The 16,776-nt window shown below is 68.2% G+C and carries 18 protein-coding genes; 8 read left to right on the plus strand and 10 right to left on the minus strand.

Features of this window, described 5'->3' with window-relative positions:
• Nucleotides 1-447 precede the first annotated feature (447 nt).
• The 4 genes from ABZ806_RS29370 to ABZ806_RS29385 all read right to left on the minus strand — a co-directional run bounded on the left by ABZ806_RS29370 (nt 448) and on the right by ABZ806_RS29385 (nt 3,112).
• Complete coding sequence (locus ABZ806_RS29370; RefSeq protein WP_500220655.1) at nt 448-912, minus strand: tyrosine-type recombinase/integrase; 465 nt, start codon at nt 910-912, stop codon at nt 448-450.
• 182 nt (nt 913-1,094) lie between these two features.
• Complete coding sequence (locus ABZ806_RS29375; protein WP_500220656.1) at nt 1,095-1,394, minus strand: hypothetical protein; 300 nt, start codon at nt 1,392-1,394, stop codon at nt 1,095-1,097.
• A 223-nt stretch (nt 1,395-1,617) separates the two neighbouring features.
• Nucleotides 1,618-2,106, minus strand: coding sequence for a hypothetical protein (locus ABZ806_RS29380; protein ID WP_500220657.1), 489 nt, complete (start codon nt 2,104-2,106; stop codon nt 1,618-1,620).
• Nucleotides 2,107-2,425: 319 nt separating this feature from the next.
• Nucleotides 2,426-3,112 carry an SDR family NAD(P)-dependent oxidoreductase gene (locus ABZ806_RS29385; protein WP_500220658.1) on the minus strand — a complete coding sequence of 229 codons (687 nt, stop codon included), beginning with the start codon at nt 3,110-3,112 and terminating at the stop codon, nt 2,426-2,428.
• Between the two features lie 138 nt (nt 3,113-3,250).
• Here ABZ806_RS29385 and ABZ806_RS29390 point away from each other — a divergent pair, with 138 nt between their 5' ends.
• Nucleotides 3,251-4,138 (plus strand): helix-turn-helix domain-containing protein, encoded by an 888-nt coding sequence (locus ABZ806_RS29390; RefSeq protein ID WP_500220659.1) that lies wholly within the window; start codon nt 3,251-3,253, stop codon nt 4,136-4,138.
• Nucleotides 4,139-4,393: 255 nt separating this feature from the next.
• Here ABZ806_RS29390 and ABZ806_RS29395 read toward each other — a convergent pair whose 3' ends face one another.
• The 3 genes from ABZ806_RS29395 to ABZ806_RS29405 form a co-directional block, all read right to left on the minus strand.
• On the minus strand, nt 4,394-4,861 hold the full coding sequence (locus tag ABZ806_RS29395; protein WP_500220660.1) for an IS110 family transposase: 468 nt from the start codon (nt 4,859-4,861) through the stop codon (nt 4,394-4,396).
• A 175-nt stretch (nt 4,862-5,036) separates the two neighbouring features.
• Nucleotides 5,037-5,687 carry a DUF998 domain-containing protein gene (locus ABZ806_RS29400; RefSeq protein WP_500220661.1) on the minus strand — a complete coding sequence of 217 codons (651 nt, stop codon included), beginning with the start codon at nt 5,685-5,687 and terminating at the stop codon, nt 5,037-5,039.
• Nucleotides 5,688-5,827: 140 nt separating this feature from the next.
• Nucleotides 5,828-6,397, minus strand: a complete 570-nt coding sequence (locus tag ABZ806_RS29405) for an Imm21 family immunity protein (protein ID WP_500220662.1) — start codon at nt 6,395-6,397, stop codon at nt 5,828-5,830.
• A 388-nt stretch (nt 6,398-6,785) separates the two neighbouring features.
• Between ABZ806_RS29405 and ABZ806_RS29410 the strand changes: the two genes are divergently transcribed.
• The 3 genes from ABZ806_RS29410 (at nt 6,786) to ABZ806_RS29420 (ending at nt 7,896) form a co-directional block, all read left to right on the plus strand.
• A complete protein-coding gene (locus tag ABZ806_RS29410; protein WP_500220663.1) occupies nt 6,786-7,037 on the plus strand; it encodes an MmcQ/YjbR family DNA-binding protein in 252 nt (83 codons plus the stop codon).
• Nucleotides 7,038-7,074: 37 nt separating this feature from the next.
• Complete coding sequence (locus ABZ806_RS29415) at nt 7,075-7,410, plus strand: MmcQ/YjbR family DNA-binding protein (RefSeq protein WP_500220664.1); 336 nt, start codon at nt 7,075-7,077, stop codon at nt 7,408-7,410.
• A 69-nt stretch (nt 7,411-7,479) separates the two neighbouring features.
• On the plus strand, nt 7,480-7,896 hold the full coding sequence (locus ABZ806_RS29420; protein WP_500220665.1) for a PPOX class F420-dependent oxidoreductase: 417 nt from the start codon (nt 7,480-7,482) through the stop codon (nt 7,894-7,896).
• Nucleotides 7,897-8,157: 261 nt separating this feature from the next.
• On the opposite strand, the gene ABZ806_RS29425 is transcribed toward ABZ806_RS29420, so the two are convergent.
• Nucleotides 8,158-8,727, minus strand: a complete 570-nt coding sequence (locus ABZ806_RS29425) for a hypothetical protein (RefSeq protein WP_500220666.1) — start codon at nt 8,725-8,727, stop codon at nt 8,158-8,160.
• A 198-nt stretch (nt 8,728-8,925) separates the two neighbouring features.
• Between ABZ806_RS29425 and ABZ806_RS29430 the strand changes: the two genes are divergently transcribed.
• The gene (locus tag ABZ806_RS29430) at nt 8,926-9,441 is read left to right on the plus strand and encodes an effector-associated constant component EACC1 (RefSeq protein WP_500220667.1); all 516 of its coding nucleotides are present in this window, start codon (nt 8,926-8,928) and stop codon (nt 9,439-9,441) included.
• Between the two features lie 4 nt (nt 9,442-9,445).
• Nucleotides 9,446-10,819 carry a caspase family protein gene (locus ABZ806_RS29435; protein ID WP_500220668.1) on the plus strand — a complete coding sequence of 458 codons (1,374 nt, stop codon included), beginning with the start codon at nt 9,446-9,448 and terminating at the stop codon, nt 10,817-10,819.
• 33 nt (nt 10,820-10,852) lie between these two features.
• Here ABZ806_RS29435 and ABZ806_RS29440 read toward each other — a convergent pair whose 3' ends face one another.
• Complete coding sequence (locus ABZ806_RS29440) at nt 10,853-11,842, minus strand: ArsR/SmtB family transcription factor (protein ID WP_500220669.1); 990 nt, start codon at nt 11,840-11,842, stop codon at nt 10,853-10,855.
• Nucleotides 11,843-12,340: 498 nt separating this feature from the next.
• Between ABZ806_RS29440 and ABZ806_RS29445 the strand changes: the two genes are divergently transcribed.
• The gene (locus ABZ806_RS29445; protein WP_500220670.1) at nt 12,341-13,327 is read left to right on the plus strand and encodes an alpha/beta hydrolase; all 987 of its coding nucleotides are present in this window, start codon (nt 12,341-12,343) and stop codon (nt 13,325-13,327) included.
• 83 nt (nt 13,328-13,410) lie between these two features.
• Nucleotides 13,411-14,133, plus strand: coding sequence for a C39 family peptidase (locus ABZ806_RS29450; RefSeq protein WP_500220671.1), 723 nt, complete (start codon nt 13,411-13,413; stop codon nt 14,131-14,133).
• 372 nt (nt 14,134-14,505) lie between these two features.
• Here ABZ806_RS29450 and ABZ806_RS29455 read toward each other — a convergent pair whose 3' ends face one another.
• The gene (locus tag ABZ806_RS29455; RefSeq protein ID WP_500220672.1) at nt 14,506-16,479 is read right to left on the minus strand and encodes a DUF6461 domain-containing protein; all 1,974 of its coding nucleotides are present in this window, start codon (nt 16,477-16,479) and stop codon (nt 14,506-14,508) included.
• Nucleotides 16,480-16,776: the final 297 nt, after the last annotated feature.

The following is a 16,776-nucleotide window of genomic DNA, read 5'->3' on the forward strand; positions in this document are numbered from 1 at the left end:
GCAGGCTCCGCTGCAGCCCCGGCAAGGCCGGCCACCTGGTCAAAGCCATTGCCGTCCTTCAGAACTACGAAGCCACCCGAGGATGAAAAAGGCTCCTTGGAGGTCGAAGTAGAGTGCCTGGTATCGGACGTTTCCGGCTTTTGTGACACGTACCCGCGTGCTGCCCATTTTGGATGGCCTCCGATCTGGCTCCCGTGGCAATCTCATGTCAATGGATCAGCTGTGACGCATTGACGTGATCTTGGATCGCATGACATGCGATCAGGTCGCTGACCTGGACTTTAGCCGAGAATGAACCAGAGTGCCAACGTCTAAAATGGACGATAATTGTTTTTCCCAAGCTGACAGCGCGGGTTCGATTCCCGTCACCCGCTCCCACGATGAAGGCCCAGGTCACTGACATGTCAATGACTCTGGGCCTCTTCTGTTCATCGGCCACCGTGCCCGCTACGTGCCCGATCCCTTGGGCTTGCGCCGCTTCTTGTCCTTGTTGCTCTTCTTGAGGTTCCGCTTGGCAATCTTGCCGAGCGAGGAGGCCATCTGCTGGCCCCGATCCTGCCGCGCGTGCAGGTAGACCTGTGTGGTGCGCGTGGACGAGTGCCCCATCCGATTCATCAGCTCGGCCAGCGACGCCCCCGACTCGGCCGCGTAGGTGTTGCCCGTGTGGCGGAGGTCATGGACGTGGATCGCACCGAACTCCAGCTCTGCCTTCTTGGAGAGGTTGCTCCGCCGGAGCTGGCCGCCCCGGATGCCGATGAACATGAAGCCCTTGGGGCTGGGCTGGGCGTACTCGTCCAGGTGCTTGCGCAGGTCGGGAATGATCAGGTCGGGCAGAGCGACCGTGCGCCGGCAAGCCTCCGACTTCGGCGTCCCCTTCACCAGCGGCCCCAGCTCATAGGTGGTTTCGTCCACCCGGACCGTCCCGGCGTCGAGGTCAAGGAGCGGTGGCGCTCGGGCTGCTGCGCGGTCTCGCGCCTGGTCGCCCGGAGTGTGCGGCGTGGGGGCCGGTCGCCGGGCGAGCGCGCCGGGTCGCGCATCGCGACGTGACCGCCGGCCTGCCCCGCACTCGTCACGGGGGCGCACCGCCGCCTATCTCAATCCCCGAAGAAGCAGAGCTGGTTATGTCCGTGCTGGCTTGTGAACTCGCACAGTCGCTTGAGGTCGTCTCGAACCTCGGGGACCAAGGGGCTGTTCTCGGGCAGGCGGTCAAGCTCTGCGAGCAGTGAATGCACCTGGGAGCTGTTGAACATTGTGTCGGCGTATGGCAACAGGTGCCCGAGCGGCGGGACCGAGTCCCGGTCCAGCTCCCAGATCCACGCGATGTCGACGCCGTGACTGCCTTGCGCAACGGCCTCGTCGAGCCGCAAGACACGGTAGTCGATCACGGTCGTCATCGTCCCACGGGGGATCCTGGGGCGGCGAGCGAGAACCAGGGGGCTGCGCCGCCGCTTGGACTCCCGCGGGCCGGAGGGTACGCCCGCGCGAATCTGTCTGCCACGGAGTGTGCGCCGTTCGTGTGGGAGCACCCCCCAGACCGGTGCCTTCATGCTGCTGCTCGCCGAACGGGCCTCCCGAAGCCAGACGACGAGGAGCGTGGGGCGGCGGCAGTCGCGAAGCTCAGGGGGAAGTGTCGCCTCCGAGTGGTCTTCGAGTGTCAGCCGCAATCGTGAAGCCCGACAGCTCATCCCAGGGCACCGCCGCCCAGAGGCTCTCCAGCGCCGTCCATATCCGATCGACCAACGGCCAATCCGGATGTTCACCGCTCAAAGTGACGATCGCCAAGAGATTGCTACCCCACACGCCATGGTCGTCATCCGGGTCCGCTGCGATCACTTGTTCGGCGATGAACCGCACGCCAACATGGATCTCAAGCAAGAGATAGTCAGCTGTAGGCCCCTCCCGCTCGGTCCCTGTGACCAGCCTGAAGCTATGGATGGCATCGGCCTCGGGGCCTAGCCACTCGCCCGGTTGGGGCTCTGGAGGGCCCAGGTGTTCCCCAAGTAGAGGCGGCCCGTTCTCCAGCACAGCATCAAGAACACGGTCCATGGCCGCCGCGCCGGTCTCCTCCTCTGCTCCCTTGCAGAAGAACATGAGCTGGTAGGCCATGCACGCACCTTGATCATCACGCTGTCCGCCAGGTTGGTCTACAGCCTTCCATGCGTTGCCCGGTCGCGGCGGAGCCTTGCTCGGCATGGACGCCCAGTACGGGCACTCGCCGCCGTACCGCTTGTGCTCTACCAGCGCCACGCTCAGGCCGCCGCGAACGGCGCGAACGGCGGGAACGGCGCGTGCGGCTGCGTTCTCCCCAACCGGGCCGCCCCACCGATCACCACAACATCAAATGTCTCTTCTGCCGCGCATTGAGCGCACACCAAGGATCGGCATAACTCAATTTCGCGGGCCCGACCGGCCTGCGTGTCAGCACCTACCAGGGCAGTACGCCGTTCTCATCCTGGAAGGTTCCCGTCGGTCCGTCCGCGTCGAGGGTCGCCAGATTCACTACGGTCTTGGCGCTCTCTTCGGGGGGCCTTCCGATTCCGAAGGCCGCGGTCATGTCCGTGGCGGTGGGGCCGGGCTCCAGCGCGTTGAACTTGATGCCCGGATGGGACTTGGCGTACTGGACCGTCAGCATGGTGGCCGCCGCCTTGGACGCGGAGTAAAGAGCGACCGGGATGTGGAACTCGGGCCGGTCGGGATTGGTCACCGCCCAGAACGACCCGGCACTGCTCGAAACTGTGACGACGGTGGGGTTGGAGGACTTGCGCAGCAGGGGGAGCGCCGCCTCGGTAACCCGCACGATTCCCACCGCGTTGGTGTCGAAGGCTTGCAGTGCCGAGGGGCCGTCGAGGTCTCCGGCCGCCAGGATGCCCGCGTTGTTCACCAGGACGTCGAGCCGGCCCTCGGCCGCACCGATCGTCGCCAGCGCGTTGTTCACCGACGTGTCGTCGGTCACGTCGAGTTGAACGAATCGCGCGCCGATCGCTGCTGCGGCCTTCTCTCCCCGTTGGATGTCGCGCGCGCCGATGTAGACGATGTGGCCCAATTCCAGAAGCTGTTTTGCTGTCTCGAAACCGATGCCCTTGTTGGCCCCGGTGATCAATGTGACGGTCATGGGTCGCCTTCCTTGATTACGTGGCCCGAGTGGCCGTCAGGAACGCTATGCGGGCCTGCTCGCCGGTCCCAGAGCCCTGCCGAGCCTGGGGTGTGACAGGGCCCCCTCACCGGCCGGACGGCGATTTAGGCTGGTCGCATGAGCGAGAAGACGAACGCCCTCGGTGCGTACCTGCGCGCTCGCCGCGAGCTGGTGACGCCTGAGCAGGCGGGCATCCCCGACCTCGGTGGACGGCGCGTGCCCGGTCTGCGGCGGGAGGAGGTCGCCATGCTCGCCGGCATCAGCGCCGACTACTACCTGCGGTTGGAGCGGGGCCGCGACCGCAACCCGTCGGTGCAGGTGCTCGAGGCGATCGCGCGCGTGCTGGAGCTCGACGACGACCACTTCGCCCACCTGCTGACCTTGGTCTCCGAAGCGCCCCGTCAGCGCAGGCGCCGCCCGCGCAGGGAGACCGTCCCGCCCGGCGTGCGCAAGCTCCTGGACGCCCTCGTCCAGCCCGCCTTCATCGAAGGCCGCTACTTCGACGTCCTGGCCTCGAACGCGCTCGCCAGGGCCCTCGATCCCCGCCTCGTCGTGGGCGGCAACCAGCTGAGGGACATGTTCCTGGACACCGGCCAGCAGAGGCTGTACCCGGAGTGGGAGAACGTCACGGAGTGCTTCGTCGCCAACCTGCGGCAGTCCGTGGGCAACGACACCGACGATCCCCGCTTTGCCGACCTCGTCGGAGAGCTATCCCTGGCGAGCCCCCGATTTCGCCGGCTCTGGGCCCGGCATGAAGTGCGCGGACAGTACGGGACGCCGATCCGGCTCGATCATCCGCAGGTCGGAGCACTCACCCTCAACAGGGAGCGGCTGAGCGTGGCCGGGGCCGAGACCTTGAAACTCGTCATCTACCACCCCGACCCCGACTCCGACGACGCGGACAAGCTGGCCCTCCTGGCCTCGGCGGACCTGCCCGCACGCACACCGGACGGCAAGGTTTCCGCCGCCGCGATACGTGAGGCGGACCGCGCCGCGTTCGGGTGAACCCGTCCGGGCGCCGGACGCGACGCACGGCGCGATCGCGGAGCATTTCTCATCAACGCTCTGAGGTGGGGGCACCTGTGGAAACCATCGGCATCGTGGGCGCGGGCGAGGTCGGAAGCCAGATCGCGCGCGGCAACAGCGAACGGATGGGCGTGCGCGAGAGCCTTGCGGCCGCCGTCGGCGTGAGCGCGAGCGCCAGGACGGCGTGGGCGTCGCGTCCGGCCAGGTTGGTGGATCGGTCGCCGGCGAAGGCGGTCAGAAAGGCCGGGAAGGTCGGGAAGTACTCGCGCGGCAGCGACCGCGGCGGGTCGGATGCGCGGGTGCGGCGCCAGATCGCGTCCTGATGAGCACGGGCCAGCGCCGCGATGGCGCGGGCGCTGGCTCGGTGTCGTCGGACATAGGCCGGTGAGCGTGGACGTGGACGTGGGCGTCGGTGCGCAGGATGCCCGCCAGCGTCATCGCGTCGATGTGGTCGGACTTCTTGCGGGCGGCCGAGTGGCGCTCGCGATAGCGGGCCACCGCCATCGGGTTGATGGCGAACACCTTACGGCCCGTGCTCCGCAGCGCCGCCGCCAGCAATCCACGCGGGGTCTCGATCGCCGCCGGGATCGGATCGTCAGGGTCGTCTCCGACGTCGGCGAGTAGCTTCAGCAGCTCCCGGAACCCCTCGGCGCTGTCGTCGATCCGGCGTTTGGCCGGCAGCCAGCCGGCCTCGTCCACCACGGCGACGTCGTGCTGGTCCTCGGCCCAGTCGATTCCGCAGAACGCTTTTCACCCCGGCGCCCCCCTCGATCACCCCTGTGACCTGTCGGTGCAGGTGTGAGCTTCCCCCCGCCGCTCCGCCCGGCAGCCGGGGCGCTCGGAGGCGTTGGCCAGCGGCACGGCGGCGGGTGCTGCGTCATCCGTCTCGTCCTGTTTTGGGGCGTCGTGTGCGAGAGAGAAGGCGCAGCGCCAGTGTGGTCTGCCAGGTCCATGCCGTCGTCAGGGCAATGCGTTGGAACAATCCGGCCACGTCGCCCAGTTTCCCCGTCTGGCCGAAGGCAGCGCTGGAGACGAGCATGGTGACGGCGAAGCCAACGCCGCTGAGAATGCAGTAGAGCTTCCATCGGGCTGAACCCTGGCGGGCGAATGCGAAGCATGCCGCGGTGAGCATGGCGAATCCGGCCAGTGAGACGTAATCGTGAAGAGCGCCATGCGTGGTGGCGCTTGGTATCCGGTCGGGGGTCCCGGCCGGATAGCCCCCGACCGGATCGGTCACGAAGATGCCCGCGCCGAGCAGTGCGGTTCCCCAAAGGCCGATCAGAAGCGGTTTCCAGGTCGAGCGCGTGGACACGTGCTGCACGCCCGCGGAGAACACGATTGTGAGCGCGGCGGCGACAAAGAAGTTGACGGTCTGCGTCCAACCGTACTCGCCGAGAGCAAGTGAACTGACGGGATGGCGCAGCGGGTCGTAACCCGTGCGAAGGGTGCCTTCGGCGAGGTAGGCGAGGGTGAAGAGTGGGCCCGCGATTGCTCCGCAGACCAATGACACCCGTGATCGGATCTGCATGATGTCAACGTACGTTGACGGCGTAATGAGTGTCAACCTGGGTTGACTTTCTGTCGCACCTTGCGCGCCGTTCGCGCGAACGAGCACCCCAGGCCGGTCGGCGCGGAGTGCTCTGGCTTGCTGAGACTCGTAATGAACCGTCAAGGACCTTCTCGACCGGGAGGCTCAGTCGGCCTGCCGCTGAGAAGATCCAGTTGAACCAGCCCGATCATCGTGTCATCGTCAGGTTCGACCGAGGCGTGGCGAACGCTGTAACAACCTGGTGCAAGGTCGATGACCAAGTGCTCATCAGCAAGATGGGCAAAGACATCGGCGCCAGGGTAAGCCGAGTCGAAGAGTACGACCGGTCCCGGGACGTTCCAACGCACTTCGCTTTGCCAACTGGCCATGGACAAGGCCGCATCGACCGAGCCAAGCAGTGCGGCCTCCGAGTTGGCCCCTTCCCAGCGCACAAATACCGATCGCTCCTGTAGGAAGGTCGTCGGATCCGGGACCTCGCCAAAGACCAAGGCCTCTGAGTGTGCGAGCGGCAGGATGCCAAGGTAATCACCGACTTCGCAGGCACGGCCGTAGTCCCCCCAGCCAGATGAGTCATCGGCGTCCGGATCCTCGGGAGCTGAACGCCACAGAGACAGATCTTGCTGCGGGACCGCGACCAGCGGGCCGCCATTCGATTCGACCCACATCTTTGTGTACTCATCACCGCGCACATCGTGGAGAGTAGAGGACGCTCACGCCGAGATGCCTCTACAGTGACCGGTGCTGTCGCTGCGTCCACCTTGAGACCGCGGGTACCGGCGACCCCGCCGTCTCGTCCCGTCCCGCTCCTGGTCGGTCTGGACGAGCGCGTGGAGCCCGTCCGCGATCGCGCGGTCAGCGCCGGACGACCGGTCATCGGTGATCGCCGCCTTGAGAACGGCCCACCGAAGCGAGGGCAGTACGGTCGTGTGGGTGTCTGTGTCACCCGGTCTGAGGGCCAGCGGATCCTTTGCGCACACATGACCGCTTCCCGCGCGGATGCACCAACAGGCGGGTATGGGGTGAGCGGGGATGAATGCCTGTGAAGCGTTCGGTGCCGTAGTTGGGTGACGGTGGGCAGTGAGCGTGCCGGCGTTGCGCGCGGTACTTGCAGCCCCGGAGGAGGCTGGTGACCGAGGTACCCGTCCGGCCGGTGGTGATCTTGAGGTCGCGGGCCACCACATGAACAAGCGGCACTGGATCACGCTCGGGCCGGGCGATGCGATCGACAAGAAGCTGGTGAAGGAGTTGGTCGAGTTGTACCGGTTGGTGGTCGCCAATCTGCCCAAGTCGCGTCGGCCGGTCGACCCGGCGCAGTTCGGCACCGTGTGAGTCGGCCATGGCCATCACCGGCAATCGGCTTCAGCAGTTGGCTCGCAGCACGGCCGGCGAGCTTCCGGGCGTCAGTCACGGACGGCCGTTCACCGACAAGCTGGACGTCTACAAGGTGGCGGGGAAGGTCTTCCTCATCGTCACCGACGACCCGCGCGAGCAGATCATCACCGTGAAGGCCGACCCCGAGTACGCGCGGTCGCTGCGGCAGCGGCACGAATCGATCACAGTGGGCCGGTACCTGAACAAGAGGCACTGGATCTCCCTGGCCGCGGGACGGGAGATCACCGCCACGCTGGTCAAGGACCTGGTTGAGGACTCCTATGAGCTGGTCGCGTCGGTGTCCGCCCGCCGCCGCACCAGGGCTGGGTGAGCGACCACTGAGCGCTCCGCGGGTATCCGCCTCGGGGTGCACCGAAGGAAGGGGAGGCCGATGCACACCATGTCGACACAGGAGTGGCACGAGTTCGTCAGGCGTGGGGCCCGCACGGGGAAGCTCTCCACGGTCGGACTTGACGGCACGCCGCACATCACGCCCGTTTGGTACGTCTTCGACGGTGAGGCGTTCGCGTTCACCACCAACGGTGAAGCGGCGAAGACGCGCAACCTGCGACGTGATCCGCGCGCTGCGCTGTGCGTCGACGACGATGCCCCTCCCTTCGCCTACGTCGAGGCCCGCGGCGAAGTGACCTTGAGCGAGGACCTGGACGAACTGGTCGATGTCGCCACCCGGGCCGGCGCCCGGTACGCGGGCCCGGACCAGGCCGAAGAACTCGGCAAGCGCAACGGGGTGCCCGGCGAGGTCGTCGTCCGGCTGCGTCCCACGAAGGTCATCGCCTACGCCGGGATCACCGAATAAGGGGGCCGGCGAGCACTGCGCACAGGCAGCGTCGGTCCGGCCGACGCCCAGGCGAACTGACCGCCCAGCACTTCCAGGCCTGTCTTTTGGTTCGGTCTTGACCTGAAATGTGGCACCGTCGCCGTAATCGAGGTGCTCGAACGGCTATCTCCTGAGCCCAGCCTCCTGTCGAGAGTTGAACGACAAGTAGTTCGCCTTCCGGGGTGTGCCGGGGGTCGGTTTCTGCCATCCGCTTCACTGGGGAGTTCAGGCCGGGGCTCTCTATCGGGTCACTCGCCTCATGCACTTACTGCCGCACTCGCACACCCAGGAGTGAACGCTGAGCGGAGTCAGGTCGGGCAGTTCTCCGCCGACCAGGTCACCCGAGAACCAGCCAAGGAGGAACTCGGTGACCGTCCCGCCGACCACCCGGTGGTCATGGTGACGCGGCCACAATGCCACCGGCCACTGGTCGGGCTCACCCTCGGTGAGCCAGCCTAGATGGTCGCCATCGATCGTGTTTCCCCATGCCAGAAACCCGCCGGGCTCCGGCCAGGCCGCGAAGGGGTTGTCCTCAGGCCAATTCGAGCGGAACATGCGGTACTGGTCGCCCATCCTTCGCGCTATCGCGCCCGCGAAGAGCCCGTGCCCGTTCCGCCGGGGGTCTGCCACTCCCAACCACTTGGAGAATTCACTGGACCCATAGGTGTCGATGAGCGCCACGTAGTCTGTCGGCAACCTGGTGCCCAGGTCGGTGAACACCTCGTCCCAGGTGCCCAGCGCGAACAACCGGTCAGGCGGTTCGGGAACGAGGGCGATTAGGCGCTCCAGCGCACTCTGATCTGCACTCATGAGCCGGACTTTAACGGGCCTATCCGACAGAGCCGCGGGGCTGTTGGGGCGGAGGACCGGGGGTGATTGTCGGGTTTCTGCGGGGTTTCGGGTTGCGTTTGCGCGGTCGGGCGTCAGGGCGTGGTGGGGGTTGGGGCGTTGGCGATCAGGGTGGCTGCGTGGGGGTCGGCGGCGTAGCGGGCCGCGTGGAGTCTGTCGGTGGCTGCGGCGAGCGCGCTTGAGGGGATTGGCGGCCCGTCGCGGCGTTCACCAGGCGGCAGCGGTGGTGCCGGCCTCTGCCTGCTTGCCGAGATCCGCTTAAGAGTCGGCGCCTCAGCTGGCATGGTGGGTGCCATGGGTGCGACGAATCCGAGGTCTTCCGAGTTGAGGCTGACAGTCGCCGGGGAAGCCTCCCAAGAACACCTACGCGGCCTACGCGATTGGCTGGCCCACGAGGAAGCGCTCCGCGGCCGTCTGGAGTTGCGCGGCGATGCGCCGAGCCCCGGCCATATGGGTGCGGCCCTGGATGTGCTGGTGGTGGCTCTCGGTTCGGGTGGTGCGGGCGCCGTACTGGCTCGTTCCGTGACGACCTGGCTGGTACAGCGTCGAGTCGACGTCAAGGTCACAGTGAAGTCACCGGACGGAGGCCACCTCGAGGTTGACGTCAAGCGGGCGGCCGATCCCGAACGGGTGATCGCCGAGTTGCACACGCTGCTGGCCCGACCGGAAGACTGAGTACATGTCGGACCCCTGGATTCCTGAGGGGCTCTCCTCCCGCGTACTGCTGATAGGCGTACCCGACTACCAGTCCGCCGATCTGCCGGCGATTCCCGCCGTGCGGCGCAATCTCGGCGCACTGAAGGAGGCTTTGTCGGGCGAACGCGGCCTGCTTCTGCCGAGCCATTGCCGCGTCCTGGGTGGGAACGGCGACGCCATCGACCAAGGTTTGATCGGCAGGGAACTCTCCCTCGCCCGACGTGAAGCCGAGGACCTGCTGCTGGTGTACTACGCCGGCCACGGTCTACTCGACGAGGACGGGCTCCTGCATCTGGCGCTCGCGGGCACCGAACCCGAAAACGTCGGCTTTACCGCCCTTTCGTTCAATCTGGTGAAACGAGAGCTGGCCCAGGCTCGGGCCAAGGCCAGGGTCCTCCTACTGGACTGCTGCTTCTCGGGACGAGCTGTGGCCGCGATGAGTGCTCCGCAGAATCTCCTCTCCGGTCAACTCGATCTGAATGGCACGTACACGCTCACGTCCACCACGGCGACCGCACCTTCTCACGCCCCGCCCGGCGCGCCCTACACCGCTTTCACCGGAGCCCTGCTGAATGCTCTGAACACCCCTGAGGCGCTCACCCTGGACGGGATCTACCAGCACGTGGACCGGGAGTTGAGCAGTGGGGGCCTGCCCCGCCCGCAGGCGCGCTCAGTCAACGCGGCCAGCAACCTTGTTCTTGCCCGCGGGCCAATTCGGAGAAGTGCGCCAGTGGCGCCTTCACCCCCGCCCGGCCCAGCGGAAGTGCGCTTCAGCGGCAAACCAGACCGGACCGGCCGAATCGCAAAGAGACTTGCCAGTCTGGTGATCACCGTGTTCGCCATCTGGCTAGGCTATATGAGCTGGACGCGAAGTGAATACGGAGGATTGATCTTCCCGGTCGTCATGCTGCCCATAGCGTTTGTTTTCGTCTGGGTTACGTATGCCAAGTACATGTCCTTGACCATCGACAGTGTCGGCGTAACGATCGAGAGACCCGGATCGCGTCCGAGTCACATTCCTTGGCAGAATGTCTCCTATGTCGGCATGCTGCACAACTATGCCTACGATACAAGAGATAAGGGCGTTGAAACAGCACAGAAAATCTTGATTATCCGGCCGTGGCAGCATTCCGACCTGTCACTTAAGGGAACCGTGGTCTCTTCAAATTTCAACTGGAACAAGGTCGCGCGTTCTCTCCTGAGGATCGGGTATATCGGCTGCGAGCTCGACGACATCGACGCTGATCCGGTCTGGCTCCGACAAGCCGTCGAGCGCCTCGGCGGCCTGGAATACCGAACCGACCACGAACTCCGTGATCTCGACCCGAGACTCAATTTCCCGGTGCCTCTCTGGTAAGACCTGAAGAGGTCGGTTGGCCGGCCGACGTGGTCAGGGAGGCATCAGGAGGTGCCGGCCTCGGCTGGTCAGGCGGTGCCTGACGTGGGTGCCGTCCCGTTCGCTGTGGACCAGGCCGGCGTCCCGCAGCACCTTCAGGTGACCGCTCACGGTGGACGCGGGCATGCCCAGCCGGACGGCGACGGCCCCCGTCGTGAACCTGACGGTCAGGGCGCTGAGCACGCGGGCCCGGCCGCTGCCCAACAGGGCGGCGAGGGCGTCCGCGTGGCGGGTGGCGGTGCCGGACTCCCGCGGCTCGCCGCGGATCGGATAGACCACGACCGGCGGCAGGCTGGGGTCGGCGATGGCGATCGGCGTGGTGTGGCAGAAGAAGGACGGGATCAGCCGGACGCCGCGTCCGTTCAGGCGCAGTTCGGCGTTCACCGGGTACGGCGCCGTGAGGACGGGGTCTCGCCACACGAACGGTGTCAGCGTCTCCAGCATCGCCACCGTTCCGCCCTCCAGCGTCTCCATTCGCCGTTCCCAATCGGTGGCGACGGTGGCCTCGACCTCGCTCCAGTCCGGTGCGATCAGCCGGGTGTGGAAGTGCAGGACGGCGTCCGCGACCTGGTCGAGCAGGGCGCGGTCGCCCGAGGCGAGCCGCCGGGTCCAGCCGGGGAGCGTCCGGTAGCGGGCCGCCTCGCGCAGTTCGCGGGCCAGGCGGGCACCGGGCGTGGCGCGCAGCGTCCGCAGCGCGGACGCCATCCCCTCCTCCGACTCGGTGGGGGTCAGAAAGTCGGGAAAATACGCGGCGTCGGCGGGCGCCAGGTCCCGGAGCAGCCGGGACGCCGCGCGCAGGTCGTCGTCCCGCAGCCGTTCCACCGCCCGGCGCCGCCACGGGTGCAGCCGCCGGGGCAGCCGGGCCAGGGACGTGGTGAGGACGTGGAGCCCGAGGAACGCCTCCCATATCGGATCGGCGGATCTCGCGAGCTGCACGTGCCGAAAATCGCGGTCGGTGAAGTGAATGCGCAGGACGCCGCCCATCGCCCAAGATTAAAGAGCGGCGGTCACGAGGGGATTTCGACTGGGCCCGAATACCTCCGCCGCCTTCCGTTTGCCGGGCACTTACCATCCGCTGCGTGCTGATTCGTCTCCCGAGTGCCGATACGGAACCGCCAGTGAAAGAGCCCCGAGGCGGCGGATCCGCGCGCGTCCTGCCGGGTCGCCGTCTCCGCTGCCCGGGGCACCGCCGCTGCCGAGGTCCGCCGCTCCCGACCGGGGCTCCCGACCGAGGCTCCGCGCATCTGGCGGCGCGTGCCCGCACGCCGGGCGGTGCGTGCCCGCGGGCCGCCGCCATCGTCCGGTCCGCCTCTCATTCTCGGGCCGGACGGCCATTCTCGGGGGCGTGCATGAGCCGTCCGACCGACCTCGGCGGCCACATCCCTGGATTCTTCGCGGTCGCCTCCGGGGCGCGACTTCCGGAGTTCCGCCATACCGATCTTCTTCCGACCGGAGCAAGGAAATCCCCACCAGGAGGTTCGGGTGAGCCAATCGAACATGTCCCGCCGGCAGGTGCTGAAGACCGCGGGCGGCGTGACCGCCGCGGCCGCGCTCGGCGGTGCGGGAGTCATCGGATCCGCCACCGCGGCCCACGCGGCCGGTGACGGGTTCGGCCTGCGGATCGTCGAACGCAACGAGAGCGACCCCCGCATGAAGTACTACCGTTTCGCCACTGACGCGATCGGGTGGAACCCAGGGGTCAACGTCCTCCTCCCCAGTGACTATTCGAGCGGGCGGCGCTACCCCGTCCTGTACCTGTTCCATGGCGGCGGCCTCGACCAGGACTTCATCGCCTTCGACCGATGGGGCATCCGCCCCATCACCGTCGGCAAGCCCGTCATCATCGTCATGCCCGACGGAGGGCACGCCGGCTGGTACAGCAATCCCGTCTCCTCCAACGTCGGTCCCCGCAACTGGGAGACGTTCCACATCGCCCAGCTCCTGCCCTGGATCGACGCGAACTTCCGCACCTACGCCGAGTACAACGGACGCGCGGTCTCCGGCTTCTCCATGGGCGGCTTCGGCGCGCTGAAGTACGCGGCGAAGTACTACGGCCACTTCGCGTCCGTCAGCGCCCACTCCGGACCCGCGAGCCTGCGCCGGGACGCGGGCCTCGTCGTGCACTGGGCGAACGTCAGCTCCGCGGTCGCCGACCTCGCGGGCGGCACCGTGTACGGGGCGCCGCTGTGGGACGAGGCCAGGGTCACCGCCGACAACCCCGTGGAGCGCATCCCCAGCTACCACAACAAGCGGATCTTCCTGGTCGCCGGGACCAGCCCCGACCCGGTGAACTGGGCCGACTACGTCAACGAGACCCAGGTGCTCGCCGGCCAGCGGGAGTTCCGCGCCCGCCTCGGCGAGGCCGGCATCCCGCACGAATGGCACGAGGAGCCCGGCGGTCACGTCCTCCGCGAGGGCATGTTCCGCCGCGACCTCGACGGCATCATCGGCCGGCTCCGCAAGGCGTGACCAGCCGTTCCCGGACGTCCCCGGCCCCTGTTCCCCCCGCCCCTCCTCGTGACGCCCTCACGACGATCGCCCCAGGAGCCCTGATGCGCAGGAGACTCGTCCCACCCGCCCTAGGTACCGCCATCGCGACCGCCGCCGTCCTCACCGGCCTGGCCGGGCCGGCCACCGCGCAGGAGCCCCCGCCCCCCGCCCTGGTGGTCGTGGCCGGCCATGCGACCTCCGCCGGAACGGCCCTGGTCGCCGGCCAGAACAGGCCGGGAACCCGGCTGCACGTCGAGCCCGCGCGGACCACCGCCGTCCACACGCTGGAGATCGACTACCAGGTCCAGGAGACCGGCTACTGGTGCGGGCCCGCGGCCACCCGCATCGCCCTCTCCGCACGTGTCGCGCCGCCGAGCCAGGCGACGCTGGCCGCCGAACTCGGCACCACGCAGAACGGCACGGACCACATCAGCCAGGTGACATGGGTGCTCAACGCCCGCCTCGGCACGGGCTGGTACGAAACCAAGGAGATGCCCAACGACCCGCCCACACAGGCGCAGCGCGACCTGCTGTGGCGGGACGTCGTGCTCGACATCGACAACAACTATCCGATCGTCGCGAACATCGTGGCCCCGCCCGGCAACCAGCCGCCCGGCTACCCGTCCAACCAGACGATCTACCACTACTTCACCGTGATCGGCTACGACGACGTGCAGCGCACCGTCCTCATCGCCGACCCCGCCTCGTTCAGTGGCTACCAGATCTACTGGCTCTCGTTCAACCAACTCGCGACCCTGATCCCACCAAAGGGCTACGCAGCCTGACCCGCTGACCCGCTGATCCACTGACCCGCGGCCTCGCCACCCGGCCTTCCGGCCGCAGACCGGCGAGACCGCGGGTAGCGGGAGAGGCCGTGATCTCCGTCCGCAGAGCCCACCCGGACGGCACCGCTCGACACACCCGACGCGGTAATGACCGGGGTCCGGCGCCCGGTGTTCGCCGCACACAAGCTGCGCCTCCACTACGCGGCCGTGGACGGGGCTCAGAACTGACGCACGGTGGACCCGATCGGACTGGTCACGCTCCGCGGCCAGGGCCCCTGTCGGCCACCAGGTCCAACTCGCCGAACCCGCAGGGGCAGCCGTCCCCTCCCGCCAAGGCCGCGGTGAGAACGGTACGTGGCTCGGCGGTGGTGGTTAGGGCGTGGTGGGGTTGGTGATTTGGGCCTGGGTGTTGGTGATCAGGGTGGCTGCGTGGGGGCCGGCGGTGTAGCGGGCCGCTTCGATGGTGTCGGTGGCTGCGGCGAGCGCGTCGGGGTTGGTCGCGTGGTGCAGGGCCAGCCATGCCCAGCGGTGTTCGCCGTCGTGGAGTTGGGAACGGCGGGCGCGCAGGTGTGCCTCGGGGGTCAGGGTGCGGGCGGCGATGCTGGCGGTGATGTCGGGGTCTTCGTCGAGCCCCGCGTAGTGGGTTGCTTGAGCGGCGGCCCACCAGGCCAGGTCCCGCAGGGCCGGTTCGGGTAGCCCGGTCAGTGCTTCGGCGGCGGGGCCGAGCGGGTTGCCGGGTCTCGGACGGCTCGCGTACAGCGGGGGCAGGTCCGGCACGATCCGGAAGGCTATGTCGGTGGCTTCGATGCGGGCCAGGTCGTCGGCGGTGATGCCGTGGCCGGTGAACCGCTGCACCGCCACCAGGCCCATCATGTCCGTGCCGCGGTGGAAGTCGGCGAAGTCGAGGTCGGCGAGTGTCGCGGCGAGTTGCGGTGGCGCGTCCAGGCCGCCGAGAGGTTCCTCCGACAGCAGGACTTCGCCGTGCTCGGCGAACGACAGACGGGTCAGCGCATTGACGTTCCAGTACATGCTCGCGGCCCGTCCACCGGCGGATGCCCGGGTCAGGACGGGCTCGGTCGAGCCCTGCCAGCCGTCGTACTCCACGGCGAGTACGGCGCCGCCGATGTCCAGCACCGCGACCCAGGGATCAATCGACCGCCGGTGCATGAGGTCTTCGTTGATGCCCCGCAGCGACTCCGGGCGGGCCGGGTCGGCGTTGAAGGCGCGCAGGACGTCCGCGATGTCCGCACCGGTCACCACCGTGACCGTCGCGGCCACGGACAGGGAGCTGCGCTCCAGCCACCGGTACTTGGTTTCGGGCAGTTCGGGACGCACCGGTTCCGGCTCGCCGCGCAGCCGGTGGCCGAGCCGGTCGGTACGGGCGTAGACGGTCTCGGGTGCGGCGGGCGCCTCCCACACCATCAGTTGGTAGCTCTCGGTCCCGTCGGCGTCGTCCCGGCTGCGGGCGTGGACCCGCAGCCGGTAGTCGCCCGGCCAGGGCGGGGTGGCCCTGCGCAGTTGCCACTCGACCGCCTGGGCTCCGACCACCGAGGCGGCGCCGGCGGACGCCCGCCAGCTGACCTCGACGATCTCGTCCCAGTCGGTCGCGACGTCCTGCGGCGGCCCCTTCAGGACGCTCAACAGGATCCGGACGTTTCCGGTCTCGGTACCGGTGCGGATCACCGCGCCGCCCGCAACGACCGCGACCAGGCCGTTGCCGCCGAAGTCGGCGTCCGGGACGGCACCGTCCTCCAGCAGCGCGAACCGGTGCCCCGACACCGGCGCCGACCCGGACGACATCGAGGGCAGCGAGTAGTCCGCCCGCGCCTTGGCGAGCACTGCGGCGGCGTAGCCTGGCGGCATCGACGCTTCGCGCAGCAGCAGTGCCGCGGTGCCCATCGCGACGCCGAGCACCGCCGGAGGTTCGAAGGCCCAGGGCTGGACGCCCACCCGGCGCAGGACGGCGGCGGCAGTGGACACTGCCAGCGCAAGCCGTGCCGTCCCATGCGCCGCGGCTATCCGCTGCTCGTCGGCGATCCCCGGATCGACCTCCAGCAGGACGGCCACGCGGGGGTGGGTGGTCAGCCGACGGGCCAGAGTGGCGACCAGCGGCACCGCGCCCGGCCGGACCTGGTCCAGCATGGCCGCCCCGTTGACCGCCTCGCTCGTCCCGCCCATGGTCATCACAGCGAAGTTGCCGGTGAACGGCTCCCCGAGAAGGCCGGTCAGATCCGGGATGCCGACCAGGTCCAGCTCCGGCACGGTCAGTTCCAGCGCGCCGAGCACGCGTTCGACCAGCAACGGTGGCAACGAGCCGAGCGCGTCCCGGACGGGTGAATCGCCCATTCCGGGCCGACCTCCGGACTGGAACTGACCCACAGCCCCATGCCCGATGGCCGCCCCCCGGATCGGCCACAGGCCATCGGCGGTCGCCCGCAACCGGCCGAACTCGGCCGCCGGCCCCTGCGGAGTACGGGCGACGACCAGCGGAATCGCCGCGGCGACCGGCCCGGCCAACCCGTCGAGCACGGCATCCGGAACCTCGACCACAGCACCCCCGACCGTCAACACGTACAAGACGGACGGAACTCTAACTGCCGCCATCCGTCCGATAGCCCCGTTCGCGGTACCTGGCCGCTTCCG

Source organism: Spirillospora sp. NPDC047418 (assembly GCF_040643275.1).
Classification (GTDB): Bacteria; Actinomycetota; Actinomycetes; order Streptosporangiales; family Streptosporangiaceae; genus Spirillospora.